The 14,028-nt window shown below is 70.6% G+C and carries 14 protein-coding genes; 11 read left to right on the top strand and 3 right to left on the bottom strand.

From position 1 onward, the window contains the following. The 8 genes from cobO to AB0I12_RS15785 all read left to right on the top strand — a co-directional run bounded on the left by cobO (window position 1) and on the right by AB0I12_RS15785 (window position 7,799). Window positions 1-615, top strand: a complete 615-nt coding sequence (gene cobO / locus AB0I12_RS15820; protein ID WP_359929656.1) for a cob(I)yrinic acid a,c-diamide adenosyltransferase — start codon at window positions 1-3, stop codon at window positions 613-615. Continuing rightward, window positions 609-1,955 (top strand): cobyrinate a,c-diamide synthase, encoded by a 1,347-nt coding sequence (locus AB0I12_RS15815; protein ID WP_359929654.1) that lies wholly within the window; start codon window positions 609-611, stop codon window positions 1,953-1,955. Before cobO ends, AB0I12_RS15815 begins: the two co-directional genes overlap by 7 nt. Continuing rightward, a complete protein-coding gene (gene bluB, locus AB0I12_RS15810; RefSeq protein ID WP_359929653.1) occupies window positions 1,952-3,310 on the top strand; it encodes a 5,6-dimethylbenzimidazole synthase in 1,359 nt (452 codons plus the stop codon). Before AB0I12_RS15815 ends, bluB begins: the two co-directional genes overlap by 4 nt. Then, window positions 3,307-3,903 carry a hypothetical protein gene (locus AB0I12_RS15805; protein ID WP_359929651.1) on the top strand — a complete coding sequence of 199 codons (597 nt, stop codon included), beginning with the start codon at window positions 3,307-3,309 and terminating at the stop codon, window positions 3,901-3,903. The genes bluB and AB0I12_RS15805 overlap by 4 nt, the downstream gene beginning before the upstream one ends. Window positions 3,904-4,071: 168 nt before the next feature. After that, window positions 4,072-5,124 carry a hypothetical protein gene (locus AB0I12_RS15800; RefSeq protein ID WP_359929650.1) on the top strand — a complete coding sequence of 351 codons (1,053 nt, stop codon included), beginning with the start codon at window positions 4,072-4,074 and terminating at the stop codon, window positions 5,122-5,124. 17 nt (window positions 5,125-5,141) lie between these two features. After that, window positions 5,142-6,068: an ABC transporter ATP-binding protein gene (locus AB0I12_RS15795; protein WP_359929648.1), complete on the top strand. Its 927-nt coding sequence runs from the start codon at window positions 5,142-5,144 to the stop codon at window positions 6,066-6,068. After that, window positions 6,055-6,963, top strand: a complete 909-nt coding sequence (locus tag AB0I12_RS15790; RefSeq protein WP_359929646.1) for an ABC transporter permease — start codon at window positions 6,055-6,057, stop codon at window positions 6,961-6,963. The genes AB0I12_RS15795 and AB0I12_RS15790 overlap by 14 nt, the downstream gene beginning before the upstream one ends. A gap of 5 nt (window positions 6,964-6,968) precedes the next feature. Beyond that, window positions 6,969-7,799 (top strand): putative RNA methyltransferase, encoded by an 831-nt coding sequence (locus tag AB0I12_RS15785; protein WP_359929644.1) that lies wholly within the window; start codon window positions 6,969-6,971, stop codon window positions 7,797-7,799. Between the two features lie 45 nt (window positions 7,800-7,844). On the opposite strand, the gene AB0I12_RS15780 is transcribed toward AB0I12_RS15785, so the two are convergent. Next, the gene (locus tag AB0I12_RS15780; RefSeq protein WP_359929642.1) at window positions 7,845-8,513 is read right to left on the bottom strand and encodes an NAD(P)H-dependent oxidoreductase; all 669 of its coding nucleotides are present in this window, start codon (window positions 8,511-8,513) and stop codon (window positions 7,845-7,847) included. A gap of 124 nt (window positions 8,514-8,637) precedes the next feature. Here AB0I12_RS15780 and AB0I12_RS15775 point away from each other — a divergent pair, with 124 nt between their 5' ends. Next, on the top strand, window positions 8,638-9,186 hold the full coding sequence (locus AB0I12_RS15775) for a MarR family winged helix-turn-helix transcriptional regulator (protein ID WP_359929640.1): 549 nt from the start codon (window positions 8,638-8,640) through the stop codon (window positions 9,184-9,186). Between the two features lie 4 nt (window positions 9,187-9,190). Here the strand turns inward: AB0I12_RS15775 and AB0I12_RS15770 are convergent, their stop codons facing one another. Together AB0I12_RS15770 and AB0I12_RS15765 are read right to left on the bottom strand one after the other, a co-directional pair. Beyond that, window positions 9,191-9,841 carry a response regulator transcription factor gene (locus AB0I12_RS15770; protein WP_359929638.1) on the bottom strand — a complete coding sequence of 217 codons (651 nt, stop codon included), beginning with the start codon at window positions 9,839-9,841 and terminating at the stop codon, window positions 9,191-9,193. A gap of 1 nt (window position 9,842) precedes the next feature. Continuing rightward, window positions 9,843-11,126, bottom strand: a complete 1,284-nt coding sequence (locus AB0I12_RS15765) for a histidine kinase (protein ID WP_359929636.1) — start codon at window positions 11,124-11,126, stop codon at window positions 9,843-9,845. 107 nt (window positions 11,127-11,233) lie between these two features. Here AB0I12_RS15765 and tnpB point away from each other — a divergent pair, with 107 nt between their 5' ends. Together tnpB and AB0I12_RS15755 are read left to right on the top strand one after the other, a co-directional pair. Next, window positions 11,234-12,688 carry an IS607 family element RNA-guided endonuclease TnpB gene (gene tnpB / locus AB0I12_RS15760; protein WP_359929635.1) on the top strand — a complete coding sequence of 485 codons (1,455 nt, stop codon included), beginning with the start codon at window positions 11,234-11,236 and terminating at the stop codon, window positions 12,686-12,688. Window positions 12,689-13,000: 312 nt separating this feature from the next. Then, a complete protein-coding gene (locus tag AB0I12_RS15755; protein ID WP_359929633.1) occupies window positions 13,001-14,026 on the top strand; it encodes an ABC transporter substrate-binding protein in 1,026 nt (341 codons plus the stop codon). The last annotated feature ends 2 nt before the right edge of the window (window positions 14,027-14,028 follow it).

Below are 14,028 nucleotides of genomic sequence, written 5' to 3'. Positions count from 1 at the left end.
ATGCCGAAGGGACAACCGGTCGCTGTACCGGACGACGGCCTGACCACCCGCCAGCGCCGCAACCGGCCGCTGCTGATGGTGCACACCGGTGAGATGAAGGGGAAGTCGACGGCGGCGTTCGGGATGGCGCTGCGGGCCTGGAACCAGGGCTGGAACATCGGGGTCTTCCAGTTCGTGAAGAGCGCGAAGTGGAAGGTCGGCGAGGAGAGCGCGTTCAAGGCGCTCGGCCGGCTGCACGCCGCGACCGGTGAGGGCGGGCCGGTCGAGTGGCACAAGATGGGCGAGGGCTGGAGCTGGTCCCGCAAGGCTGGCACCGAGGAGGACCACGCCGCCGACGCGCTCGAGGGCTGGCGCGAGATCCAGCGCCGGCTGGCCGCCGAGGCCCACGACCTGTACGTCCTCGACGAGTTCACGTATCCGATGAAGTGGGGCTGGGTCGACGTCGACGAGGTCGTCGACACGCTGGTCAACCGGCCCGGCCACCAGTACGTCGTGATCACCGGCCGCGACGCCGCCCCGAAGCTGCTCGAGGCCGCCGACCTGGCCACCCAGATGACCAAGCTCAAGCACCCGATGGACGCCGGGCAGAAGGGCCAGAAGGGCATCGAGTGGTGATCCCGCGCGTGGTCGTGGCGGCACCGTCGTCCGGCGCCGGGAAGACGACCGTGGCCGTCGGGCTGATGGCGGCGCTGCGCCGGGCCGGCCACGTCGTCGCGGGCTTCAAGGTCGGCCCCGACTACATCGATCCCGGCTTCCACGCCGTCGCGACCGGACGGCCGGGGCGCAACCTCGACCCGATGCTGTCGGGGGAGGAGCGGGTCGGGCCGCTCTTCGCGCACGGCGCGACCGGCGCCGGCATCGCTGTCGTCGAAGGCGTGATGGGCCTGTACGACGGCGCGCTCGGAACCGAGGGCTTCTCGTCCACCGCGCACGTCGCGAAGTTGCTGAAGGCGCCGGTCGTGCTGGTGGTGGACGCGTCGGCGGCCGGTCGCAGCGTCGGGGCCGTCGTCCAAGGATTCGTCGCCTTCGACACCGAGGTGCGGATCGTCGGGGTGATCCTGAACAAGGTCGGCACGGACCGGCACGAGGCCGAGGTCCGGGCGGGCGTCGCACCGACCGGCGTACCGGTGCTCGGCGTGCTGCGGCGGGACACGCGGCTGACGGTTCCGAGTCGTCATCTCGGCCTCGTCCCCGCCGACGAGCAACGCGAACAGGCCGAGCGGGCCGTCGACGCCGCGGCCGAGCTGGTGCGCGACGGCGTGGACCTCGAGGCGTTCGTCGCCGCGGCTAAGGCCGCGCCCGCACACGACGCCACACCGTGGGACCCGTCGGCCGAGGTCACGTTGCCGGACGGCGCCCGGCCGGTGGTCGCCGTCGCGGGCGGGCCGGTCTTCTCGTTCCGCTACACCGAGACCGCCGAGCTACTCACCGCGGCCGGGGCCGATGTCGTCACCTTCGACCCGCTGACCGATACGTTGCCCGAGGCAACCGCTGCGCTGTATCTCGGCGGCGGATTCCCGGAGCTGCACGCCGAGGCGCTCGCCGCCAACACCGAGCTCCGCCAGCAGGTCGCCAGGGAGGTCGCGGCCGGTCTGCCCGTGGTCGCCGAATGCGCAGGCCTGTTGTACCTGTGCCGCGAGCTCGACGGTCACCCGATGACCGGCGTACTCCCGGCGACCGGCCGCATGACCGGACGCCTCACGCTCGGCTACCGTACGGCGGTCGCCGCCAGCACCACCCGGTTCTTCGACGAAGGACGCCGGGTGCGCGGTCACGAGTTCCACCGCACCACGCTCGACACGGACACCGACGTACGGCCTGCCTGGCATCTCCCGGGCGGCGTGGAGGGCATCACGCTGCCACACGTCCACGCGTCGTACCTGCACCTGCACTGGACCGCCACCCCGGACGTCGCCGCCCGCCTCGTGACGGCCGCGCGCGAGCGTGCCCGGTGAGCCTCGTCCTCGGCGTCGGCCTTCGCTCCGGTACGCCGTACGCCGAACTGCAAGAACTCGTCACCACGATCCTGCGCGAGCAACCCGACACGATCAGCCTGGTCGTCACGGTCGAAGGCAAGGACCGCGAGCCCGCAGTACGGCAACTGGTCGACGACTTGGGCGCCGAGCTGCGAACGTTCTCGGCCGACGAGCTCGCCGAGCAGCGGGTGCCGACGCCGAGCGAGCAGGTCGAGCAGCTCAAGGGAACCCCGAGCGTGGCCGAGGCCGCGGTCCTCGCCACAGGTGCCCAGCTCGTCCTGCCGAAGCAGCGAAGCTCGAACGCGACCGTGGCGCTCGGCCGGACATCGGCTGCGGCCGGGTACGGGCCGGTGGACCGGGAGGCCGTGTACCGGGTGATCGCCGAGCGGCGCGACGTACGGCGCGGGTTTCTGGATCTCCCGGTCGACGATGCGACGCTCGGGCGGGTGCTCGGGGCGGCGCACCGGGCGCCCAGTGTGGGGTTGAGCCAGCCGTGGGACTTCCTGGTGATCCGCCACGTCGCGACCCGGCGCAAGGTGCATGAGCTCGCGGTCGCGCAGCGGGACGCGTTCGCGGCGTCGCTCCCGCAGGACCGGCGCTCGGCGTTCGACGGGCTGAAGATCGAGGCGATCCTCGACGCGCCGCTGAACATCGCGGTGACCTGCGACCCCGGCCGCGGCGGCCGGCACGTGCTCGGCCGGCACGCGGATCCGCGGACCACCATGTTCTCCGCCGCGATCGCGATCCAGAACCTCTGGCTCGCCGCCCGCGCCGAAGGTCTCGGCGTCGGCTGGGTCTCGTTCTTCGAACCGGCCGAGGTCGCGGCGGTCCTCGACCTGCCCCGGCACATCGAGCTGATCGGATACCTCTGCGTCGGGTACGTCGACCGGTTCGCGCCGGCGCCCGAGCTGGTCCGATCCGGGTGGGCCAAGCGCCGCCCGTTGTCCTGGGCGGTCCATCACGAGGAGTGGGGCCGCCGGACCGCCTCGATCGTCGGCGACGCCGAGCAGGCCGCGCAGGACGTCGTACCGGCAGCCGGTCAGTGTGTGCGAGTGGTCGTCGGCGGTGACGCGGCACAGCTCCAGGACGCGGAGGCGCTGGTGGTCGACCTGGGGACGGACCGGCCGGCCGCTGATTTCGGGGTGTTGTGGAGGGCGGCCCGGACGCCCGCGGAGGCCGTGGAGTTCGGCGTCGAGATCGCCAGGGACCTGGCCCTGCAGGGCGTCGGGCAGCTCGTCGTACAGGTCGTCGAGGATTCCGAGCGGGCCGTGGCGCTCGCTCGCGGTCTGCAGGTCGGTGCGTCGGCCTGTGGTCTGACACACTCCTCCGCATGAATGCTGTGATGTATGCCCCCGCCTTCTCGATGAAGCAGCGCGTGACGATGATGGCGAACAAGTACGAGCTGATCGCCACTAACCCGGACGGCAGCGACGGCCCGTTGCTCGCCTTCGCGCAGCAGAAGCGGATGGCGTTCAAGGAGCAGGTGACGTTCTACAGCGACGACACCAAGACTCGGCCGGTGTTCTCGTTCAAGGCCCGCAAGACCATCGACCTGGGGTCGGGATACGACGTGTACGACGCCGACGGGCAGGTGATCGGGTGGTTCAAGAAGGAGTTCGGCAAGAGCCTGCTGCGGTCGAGCTGGCAGCTCAGCGCGCCGGGCGTCGAGGCGGACGGCACCGAGCGCAACCAGACCGTCGCGATCGTCCGGCGGGTCTGGGACTTCGTGCCGTTCATCGGCGAGATCCCGCTGCCGTTCATCTTCCACTTCGACTTCACCGACCGGTCGACCGGGCAGCCGGTGCTCTCGGTGGAGCGGAAGCTGTCGGTCCGGGACCGCTACCGGATCACCGTCCAGGACGAGCGCCTGGACTTCCGCGTCGCGGCCGCGATGACCGTGGCCCTGGACGCCCTGCAGTCCCGCTGAGGCTCCGGCGTACGACCACGGTCGTACGCCGGGCTCACTCTTTCGGGTGAACCTACCCTGAGGGCACTTGGATCCGCCCCGGCCCGGTGCGAGGCTGTATCCATGGGCGTAGCACAGCGCAGTCGACGGTGGTTGGTTCCGGTCACGGCGGTTGCCGTGGTGGCGGGCGTGGGGGCACTCGGGCCGATGGTCGCCGATGCCTCGCCGAAGCTGCCCGGGATCACCGCGCAGGACCTCCTGGCGAAGGTGCAGACGGCGAAGGTCGACGGCCTGAGCGGCACCGTCCGCTCGGACGCGGACCTCGGTCTGCCGGCGATCCCCGGGATGGCGCCCGGCACCCAGCAGGTCACCGACCTGCTCAGCGGCGAGCACACCGCCCGGGTCGCGTACGCCGGCCCGGACAAGGCGCGCGTCTCGATCATCTACAACCAGGCCGAGCGCGTCTGGACGACCGACGGGAAGTCCGCCTGGGCGTACGACTCGTCCAAGCGCGAGGCGACCAAGCTGACCCTGCCGACCCACCGGACCGCCCGGCCGGAGTCGAAGCCGGAGTCGTACGACCCGCAGGCGGTCGCCAAGCAGTTCCTGGACGCGATCGACCCGACCACCAAGGTCGAGGTCAGCGGCACCGAGAAGGTCGCCGGCCGGGATGCGTACAAGCTGCGCCTGGTGCCGAAGACCGACAAGACGACCGTCGGGTCCGTGACGCTGGCGATCGACTCCAAGACCTGGGTCCCGCTGGACGTGACGGTGATGCCGCGCAAGGGCAACGACCCGGCGCTCGAGCTGGGCTTCAGCTCGGTGTCGTTCGACGTACCGGCCGCGTCCACGTTCGCCTTCACTCCGCCGAAGGGTGTGAAGGTCACGGACCAGAAGGTGCCGTCGACGGCCGGGCCGAAGCGGGTCGCCCCGAAGCAGACCGAGCCGAAGCAGACCGAGCCGAAGAAGCCCGGTACGGCGACGCAGGACAAGCCGACTGTCATCGGTGAGGGCTGGGAGAGCGTCGCGATGATCCGCGGTGCGGAGACCTCCGGCCTGACCGGGAACGGCATGCTCGCGCAGTTGCTCGCCAAGGCGCCGACGGTGCAGGGCACGTGGGGCAAGGGCAAGGTGCTGACCAGCAAGATGGTGAGCGCGCTGATCACCGACGACGGCCGGGTGTTCGTCGGCCTGGTCACCCCGGACACCCTGCAGGCCGCCGCTGCGAAGGCCCCCCGCTGAACAGCCAGATGACCGGCATGCCGGTCGTCACCCGTGGGCTGACCAAGCGGTTCCGCGGTGGGCAGGTCGCGGTGGACGCGGTCGACCTGGAGGTGCCGGCCGGCAGCGTGTTCGGTTTCCTCGGGCCGAACGGGTCGGGCAAGACGACGACGATCCGGATGCTGCTCGGCCTGATCGCGCCGACGGCCGGCGAGGTCGAGCTGCTCGGCGAGCCGATGCCGAAGGCGCACCTGCGGGTGCTGCCCCGGGTCGGCGCGCTGGTCGAGGGGCCGGCGTTCTACCCGTTCTGGACCGGGCAGGCGAATCTGCTCCGGTTCGACGCCGCCGACCGCACCGCCGACCCGAAGACCCGCAAGGCGCGCGCCGGTGAGGCACTGGAGCGGGTCGGGTTGTCGAACGCGGCCGGCAAGAAGGTCCGCGCGTACTCGCTGGGGATGCGGCAGCGGCTCGCGATCGCGGTCGCGCTGATGCAGCGCCGGGAGCTGCTCGTCCTGGACGAGCCGACGAACGGTCTCGACCCGCAGGGCACCCGCGAGGTCCGGCACCTGATCCAGGAGCTGGCCCACGACGGTACGACGGTGTTCACCTCGACCCACCTGCTCGCCGAGGTGGAGCAGGTCTGCACGCACGCCGCGGTGATGAGCCGCGGCAAGCTGCTCCGGCAGTCCACGGTGGCCGACCTGCGCGCCGAGCTCCGTCCCCGGCTCGTGGTCCGTACGCCGGACCTCACCCAGGCGGCCGAGACGCTTCAAGGTCTGGGCGTCACCGAGCTGAAGACCACCGGCGAGACCGTCGAGGGCGATCCCGGCGAGCTCCCGATCGAGAAGTTCGCCGCCGCGCTGGTGGCGGCGGACGTGCGTATCCACGGCTTCGGCCTGGAACGCCCGAGCCTGGAGGACGCGTTCGTGGCACTCACGGGGGAGGGATTCGATGTCGCCGAGTGAGACCGCCGACGTGCCGGCCGGCCCGGGCGCCGGCGTGCCGCCCGCGCCGGAGACGGGGGCTGTGGCCGGGCAGGAGCCGAGGGCTGGGCGGCATACGCTCGCGTTGTTCGTCTCGGAGTTGCGGCTGGTGTTCGCGCGGGCCCGGACGCAGGTAGGCCTCGGGGTCCTGGCGGCCGTGCCGTTGCTGATCGGGATCGCGATCAAGATCGCCGGCACGGACCCCGGAGCCGAAGGCTTCATCGGTCAGGTCGCCGGCAACGGCTTGTTCCTGATCGTCGCGAGTCTTGGCCTGTCGCTGCCGTTCTTCCTGCCGACCGCGGTGACCGTGATCTCCGGGGAGTCGCTGGCCGGCGAGGCCAGCCTCGGGACGCTGCGCAACCTGCTGACCGCACCGGCCGGCCGGTCCCGGCTGCTCGCCGCGAAGATGGTCGCCCTGGCCGTGTTCTGCCTGACCGCGACGATGACGATCTGGATCTCCGGCCTGATCGTCGGCTTCGTCCTGTTCCCGGTCGGCGACGTCCTGCTGTTGTCCGGCTCGACCGTCTCGCTCGGCGAAGGCCTGCTCCGGGCGCTCGGCATCGCCGTCGTGATCTCGCTGTCGCTGCTCGGCCTGGCCGGCATCGGCCTGTTCATCTCGTCGCTGACCTCGACCCCGCTGGCCGCGATGGCGGCGACGTTCGGCACGTTCATCGTGCTCGGGATCCTGACCGCGATCCCGCAGCTGCACGCGATCCACCCGTGGCTGCTGATGTACCGCTGGCAGTCGTTCGCCGACCTGCTCCGCGATCCGCCGTACTGGCACGAGATCGGCCGCAACCTGCTCCTCCAGGGCGGCTACCTCGCGGTCTTCTACGCAGCCGCCTGGGCCCGCATCACAAGCCGCGACATAACCTAGGCCAGGTGGAAGGCGACCTCGTCAAAGTCCTGCGCTGCCCGGTCTGTGCGGATCCGCTGGCGCTGGACGGCCGGACGGCGCGCTGCGCGCACGGGCACGCGTACGACCTGGCCAAGCAGGGCTACCTGAACTTGTTGCCTTCGGCGTCGACCGGGATCGAGGGCGACTCGGCCGCGATGGTCGGCGCCCGCACGGTCTTCCTCGGCACCGGCCACTACGCGCCGATCCGCGACGCGCTCATCCTGCGGGCGGACCTCGGGGAGGACGACCTGGTCGTCGAGGTCGGCGCCGGCACCGCCTACTACCTGTCCGGCGTCCTGGGCCTGTCCCCGGATCGCCGCGGGATCGCCCTGGACGTCTCGAAGTACGCCGCTCGCCGCGCGGCCCGGGTGGACCCGCGGATCGCGTCCGTGGTGTGCGACGCGTGGCGTGAGCTGCCGCTGCTGGACGACTCGGTGCATCTGCTGCTGAACGTGTTCGCCCCGCGCAACGCCACCGAGATGGCGCGCATCCTGGCGCCCGGCGGCCGGCTGCTCGTGGTCACCCCGAACCAGCCGCATCTCGCCGAGCTCGTCGACGTGCTGGGAATGGTCAGTGTCGACGACCAGAAGGAACGCCGGCTGGAGGAGTCGCTCGCGGGGGAGTTCGAGCGCGTCGGCAACGAACTGGTCCAGGAGACGATGCGGCTCGACCGGTCGGCCGTGGAGCAGTTGGTGCTGATGACGCCGAGCGCCCGGCACCTCGACTACCGCGAGCTGCTGCAGCGGATCGCCGTCCTGCCGGAGCCGGCGATCGTGACGCTGTCGGTGACGCTGTCGGTCTGGAGGCCCCGGTGATGCCGGCTCGAGCTCGGCACCACTAGAACCCCGTTCAGTTCAGGGTCAGGCGGCCTTGCCGATCAGTTCACGGGCGACGACGCTGCCGTGGGTGCCGGCCTCCACGTGGGCCTCGGACTCCGAGACCTTGGAGGCGTCGATCAGCTCCTCCATGCCCGGGGTGACCGGGGCCAGGGTGAGCTCGGCGGCGGCAGTCCGCAGGTTCATCCCGAAGACGTCGCCGAAGATGCGCTCGAGGTACGGCGTGGCGTGGTCCCAGCCGTGCTTCGGCGAGCCCGGTCCGTAGCCGCCACCACGGGCGATGGCGAAGATCGCCGGCCTGCCGGCCAGCGGGCGGGAACCGAAGGCCAGGTCCTTGTCGATCACGAGCAGATCGATCCAGGTCTTCACGTTCTGGGCGATGCCGTAGTTGTACATCGGTACGGCGAGCAGGACCGCGTCGGCGTTCACGATCTCGGCCTTCAGCTCGTCGGCGATCGCCTGGGCCTCGGCGAGTGGCATCCGGTCGGAGTCGGCGACCGGCTCCTGGCCCACCTGGGCGGCGGCCAGCGTCGGCCACACGGTCGCGGGCAGCGGGTGCTGTCCGAGGTCACGCCGGACGACGACACCGTCGGGGTGCTCGGCCTTCCAGGCGGCCTCCGCGCTGTCCGCCAGGGCCCGGGACACCGATCCTTCCAGCCGGATGCTGGCGTCGATGCGTAACAGGGTGCTCATTCGTTCTGTCTCCATCGCGTTGAGGGGCGTGCTCGTATTGAGCTGTACTGAAGATAATCTGCTGAGCAGAACATATTCAAGTCAGATCGTATTCCGGCTGGCGTACACCCCGTACGATGGGGACATGTCCAGCACGTCGCCCGAGATCGCCGCCCGGTCCGCGCGCGGGGTCGCGCCGTCGGTGGCCGACGGCGCGCCGGTGGAGGCCGACCTCGGCTGGGCGCTCGGCGTGGTCTTCCGGCGGTACGCGAAGGCGGCCGCGGCGGCGCTGGAGGGGCTGCCCGGCGGCCCGCGGGGCTACCAGGTGCTCGCCACGACGAACGCCGAGGGCCCGAAGCGGCAGCTCGACCTGGCCGCCCAGCTCGGCGTCGACCGGACCGTGATGACCTACCTGCTGGACGACCTCGAGAAGGCGGGGCTGGTGCAGCGCCGGCCCGACCCGGCCGACCGGCGGGCGCGGCTGATCGCGCCGACCGAGGACGGGGTCGCGACGCTCTGTGACCTGGAGCGGCGGCTCCGCGCCGGCGAGGACGAGGTGCTCGGCATCCTCGACGAGTCGGAGCGCTCCAGCTTCCGGCTGCTCCTGCAGCGCCTGGCGATGACGGCGAACACCGTCGACCCGCTCCACAACGCCTGCACGCTGGCCGAGTCCGACGACCCGGCCAACACCTGACCGCTCAGTGCAGCGGCACGAAACCTGACTCGTAGGCGCGGATCACGGCCTGCGTGCGGTCCCGCGCGTTGAGCTTGGCGAGCACGTTGGCGACGTGGGTCTTCACGGTCTGCAGGCCGAGGAACAGTTCCGCGGCGATCTCCGCGTTCGACAACCCGCGCGCCATCAGCCGGAGCACCTCCTGCTCGCGCTCGGTCAACTGGTACCGGTCGAGCCCGTCGGCCGCCGGCGCACCGGCGTGGGTGAGCGCCAGGGTCCGGATCGCCTCGGGGAACAGCAGCGACTCGCTCTTCGCGACCGTCCGGATCGCCGCGATGATGTCGTCCGGCGGGGTCCGCTTGAGCAGGAACCCCGACGCGCCCGCGCGCAGCGCGTCATACACGTAGTCGTCGTTCTCGAACGTCGTGACGACCAGGACCCGAGGCGCCGGGTCGAGGCTCTCGAGCAGCAGCCGGGTCGCCTGGATGCCGTCCACCGCGGGCATCCGGACGTCCATCAGCACGACGTCCGCGCCGGTACGGCGGACCAGCGGCAGCACCTCCGCGCCGTCACCGGCTTCGCCGACGACCGTGAGGTCCGCCTCGGCGTTGATGATGGCGCGCAACCCGCTCCGGATCAGCGGCTCGTCGTCGACCACGACCACCGAGAGGTTCATCTCATCCCTTCGTCACGCTGACCGGCAGCCGCACCGCGAGCTGCCATCCCGGTTCGTCCGGCCGGGTGACCGGGCCGGCGTCCACGGTTCCCCGCAGTACGGCGACTCTTTCACGGATACCGGCCAGGCCGCGGCCGCCGCCGGAGTGATCGGACCTGCCGCTGACCGGGTTCGTCACCGCGAGCCGCAGCCCGGACCCGTCGAGGCAGATCGACAGGTGCACGGTCAGCTCGCCGGCCGGGCGGCCGGCGTGCCGGATCGCGTTGGTCAGGCCCTCCTGCACGATCCGGTACGCCTCCCGGGACACCGCGGCCGGCAGTTGGTCCAGATCGCCGGACCGCTCGACCTCGACCGTGATCCCGCCGGCCCGGGTGGCCTCGACCAGCCGGTCGAGCCCGCCCAGCGTGGCCTGCGGCGACGTCCGGGCCCCCGGCCGCCGGTCGTCGCGGAGCAGGCCGAGCACGTGGTCGAGATCGGCCAGCGCCGCCCGGGCGGAGGTCTCCATCGCGGCCAGCGCGGTCTCGGCGAACTCCGGATCGGTGGCCAGCACCCGCCGGGCGGCCGCCGCCTGCAGCGTGACCAGGCTCAGTGCGTGCCCGACGCTGTCGTGCAGCTCGCGGGCCAGACGGTTGCGCTCGGCAAGTGTCGCGGTCTGCTTCTCGAGCAGCTCGATGCGCTCCGCGGCGGTCGGGCCGAGCACCCGCGGCGCCAGGTAGGCGAGGAGTGCCCCGGTCGCCGCCGACAGCAGGAACAGCCCGGCGAGACCGCCGATGGCCGCAGCCGGCATCCACAGGTCGCTCCAGCCGCCGCGGATGTCGTACGACCAGCCCGGGACGATGTCGCGCGATCCGGGGGAGCGGAACGGAGCCGCCAGCCAGATCGCGCCGACGGCGAACACGATCGTGCTGAGGATGCCGACGACGCCGCCGGCCACCAGGTGCAGGCAGAACCAGACGCTGGTCCGCCGCCGCTGTGCCCAGGTCCGCGCCGGGCCGAGCGGCCGCTCGTCGAACCGCACCGCGAGCAGCGACTCGACCGCGATCCCCTGGACCTCGCGGACGGCCGGCAGCAGGCCGAGTGCGACCGGGGGCAGCAGTGCGAGCAGGACCCAGATGATGCCGGTGGCAACTTTCGGCAGGTCCAGGTCGGAGACCACGGCGCCGAGCGCGCTGTCGACCAGGATGAACGCCAGCACCAGCGCCGCGCCGAGCAGCAGGTACACCCAGCGCAGGTACGTCGACGGACGCCACAGGCACCCGATCGCCCGCCATACCCGCCGCGTCACCCGTCGCACCATCACATCCTGCCAAAGGCCGGGCCGGGCCACCTCCCTCCCCGGAGTGAACGCCGGCAAACCGGCAAGTGTCGGTGGCCGATGGAAGGCTGGAGGGCATGGCGCGGTTGGAGATCCCGCATGGTTGGGTTGCACAGGCGTACCGGTACGCGCTGGATCCCACACCAACGCAGGAGCGTGCGTTTTGTTCGCACGCCGGAGCGGCGCGTTTCGCCCGCAACCACATGCTCGGGCTCGTGAAGGCGGTGCTGGATCAGCGGGCCGCTGAGCAGTCGTACGGCGTCGCCGAGTCCGAACTGACTCCGCGCCTGGGCTGGTCGCTGCCAGCGCTGCGGCGGGTGTGGAACAAGCGCAAGAACGCGGTGGCGCCGTGGTGGGGGCAGAACTCCAAAGAGGCGTACAACACCGGTCTGGACTCCCTCGCGAGGTCACTGGAAGCGTGGGCAAAGTCCCGCCGAGGCGAGCGTGCAGGACGGTCGGTCGGGTTTCCCCGTTTCCACGGAAAGCGGGAGCGCGCAAGTGTGCGCTTCACCACCGGTGTCGTACGGGTCGAGGCTGACCGGCACCACGTCACGCTGCCCAGGCTCGGCAGCATCCGCACCCACGAGTCCACCCGCAAGCTCGGAAGCCGCATCGAGGCAGGGACCGCGCGGGTGCTCTCCGCGACGCTCACTCGGGACAGTGCCGGGCGGTGGTATGTCGCCTTCCAGGCTCTCGTGCAACGCGCAGCGGTCCGCCCGGCGCATGTGGGTGTGCGGGGGCCGCTGGTGGGCGTGGACGTCGGTGTGAAGAGTCTGCTGGTGGCCGCCACCCCCGATGGCAGCGAGTTCGAGCGGTTCCATGCACCCAAGAGCCTCGCGAGCGCGCGGGTCCGGTTGCGTGCGTTGCAGCGCAAGGCCGCGCGACAGGTCGGCCCCTTCAACACAGAGGCGAAGCGGCGTCAACAGCCGTCGAAGCGTTGGCTGCGTACTCGGGCCCGCATCAGCAAGACCTACGCCCGGACGGCGAACCAGCGGCGGGACGCGCTGCACAAGGCCACCACTCGGCTCGCCCAGCGACACCAGACCATCACCGTGGAGACGCTCAACGTCTCGGGCATGCGGACCGGTGGTGGCGCGCGTAAGCGCGGCCTCAACCGCGCGTTGGCGGATGCGGCGCTCGCGCAAGTGCGACGCATGCTCGCCTACAAGACGGCATGGTACGGATCGAGGTTGGTCGCCGCTGACCGCTGGTATCCGTCCAGCAAGATCTGCTCGGGATGCGGCAGCCGAAAACCAAGGCTTCTGCTGGCCGAGCGCAGCTACGGGTGCGAGTACTGCGGCATGGTCCTCGACCGGGACCTGAATGCCGCGATCAACCTCGCCCGACTCGGCGAGATCCATGCCCAGGGTGAACAGAGTCCCGCCGAGAGTGGCCCGGTGGAAGGACGTGGAGCCATGCAGGAGACCGAACCCGCGACCGCGGGCGACGCAGCAGGCTGTGAAGCGTCAACCCCGCCCCAGTACCTGCTGGATCAGACGGGGACCGCCTCGACGCAAGGCGAGGCTGTCTGATGGTGAGCAGATTCATACTTTGCTCATCAGTAGGCAACGGTTTACGCAAATTTGACGGAGAGTGGGCGGGTTCGGCCCTCGTGGGCGTCGCGATCTGCTGCTGCGGCAGGTACGGTCTGTGGTCGGGGCGGGTGCCCGTCCGGTTACAGCATGTGTTTCCGGACAGGTTTGGGGAACGGCTCCAGGACGGTGGCCGGCAGGACTGCGAGGACCGGCACGGCGGACGTTAAGTCCCCGTGAAGACCCCGCGGGCCGTTTGACCACCTTTCAGTATTTGATGTTTGATCAAATATCGGGACGAGAGAGGTCGATATGAGGTTGAGGCGTTCCGTCATCGCCCTGATGGCGGTCCTGGGGCTCGCCCTGGTGAGTGCGTGCAACAGCGGTGACGACAGCGGCAAGGCAGCCGACAACGGGCTGCAGAAGGTCAGCTACCTGACGTCGTTCAACACCTTCGGACGCGAGGCGTACGCGTACGTCGCGCTCGAGAAGGGGTACTTCAAGGACGCGGGATTCGACGTCAAGATCACGCCCGGCAGCGGCACCGTCGACGTGATGAAGCTGGTCGCCGGCGGTCAGGCCGACTACGGCATCGGCGACTTCACCGCCACCGTCATCACCCTCGCCAAGCAGAAGCTCCCGGTGACCACCGTCGGCATGGTCCACCAGCGGTCGATGGCCGCGATCATGTCGCTGGAGGGTCTGGGCATCAACAGCCCGAAAGACCTGCCCGGCAAGACCATCGGCGACCAGCCGGGGTCCACGAACACCGTGATGTTCCCGGTCTACGCCAAGGCGGTCGGCATCGACGCGAAGTCGGTCACGTTCCTCCCGTCGCCGCCGCCCGGCCTGCCGGCGCTGCTGGCGTCCGGCAAGGTGCAGGGCATCGGCCAGTTCGTGGTCGGCCAGCCGCTGATCGAGAACGCCGACAAGGAGAAGCACCGCAAGGCGGTCGTGCTTCCGTACGGCAAGGCGCTGCCGGACCTGTACGGCAACGCGATCATCACCCGGACGGACATGGCCAAGGACCACCCGGACCAGGTGAAGAAGTTCACCGGCGCGCTGCTCAAGGGCCTGCAGGACACGTACGACGACCCGGCCGCGGCGGCCGCGACGCTGAAGAAGTACGTGCCTAACACCGATCTCGCGGTCGCCACCAAGGAACTCGAGATCATGAAGGAGTACATCAAGCCGGACGACTTCAAGGGTCCGCTCGGCGACGTCACGCAGGAGCGGGTGCAGAAGGTCATCTCGCTGCTCGAGGAGTCGGACGCGATCGGCAAGGGCGCGGTCAAGCCCGAGGACGTCGTCACGCTCAGCCTGGCTCCCAAGAGCTGACG

It is taken from the genome of Kribbella sp. NPDC050459 (assembly GCF_040655315.1).
Lineage (GTDB): Bacteria > Actinomycetota > Actinomycetes > Propionibacteriales > Kribbellaceae > Kribbella.
This window is presented reverse-complemented; position numbering and strand designations above follow the sequence as displayed.

Bases quoted from the DNA above. Each gene is read 5' to 3' on its own strand.
- AB0I12_RS15780 (WP_359929642.1), bottom strand. From the start codon at position 8,513: ATGAGCACCCTGTTACGCATCGACGCCAGCATCCGGCTGGAAGGATCG.
- AB0I12_RS15805 (WP_359929651.1), top strand. From the start codon at position 3,307: ATGAATGCTGTGATGTATGCCCCCGCCTTCTCGATGAAGCAGCGCGTG.
- cobO (WP_359929656.1), top strand. From the start codon at position 1: ATGCCGAAGGGACAACCGGTCGCTGTACCGGACGACGGCCTGACCACC.
- AB0I12_RS15775 (WP_359929640.1), top strand. From the start codon at position 8,638: ATGTCCAGCACGTCGCCCGAGATCGCCGCCCGGTCCGCGCGCGGGGTC.
- AB0I12_RS15790 (WP_359929646.1), top strand. From the start codon at position 6,055: ATGTCGCCGAGTGAGACCGCCGACGTGCCGGCCGGCCCGGGCGCCGGC.
- AB0I12_RS15795 (WP_359929648.1), top strand. From the start codon at position 5,142: ATGCCGGTCGTCACCCGTGGGCTGACCAAGCGGTTCCGCGGTGGGCAG.
- AB0I12_RS15770 (WP_359929638.1), bottom strand. From the start codon at position 9,841: ATGAACCTCTCGGTGGTCGTGGTCGACGACGAGCCGCTGATCCGGAGC.
- tnpB (WP_359929635.1), top strand. From the start codon at position 11,234: ATGGCGCGGTTGGAGATCCCGCATGGTTGGGTTGCACAGGCGTACCGG.
- AB0I12_RS15755 (WP_359929633.1), top strand. From the start codon at position 13,001: ATGAGGTTGAGGCGTTCCGTCATCGCCCTGATGGCGGTCCTGGGGCTC.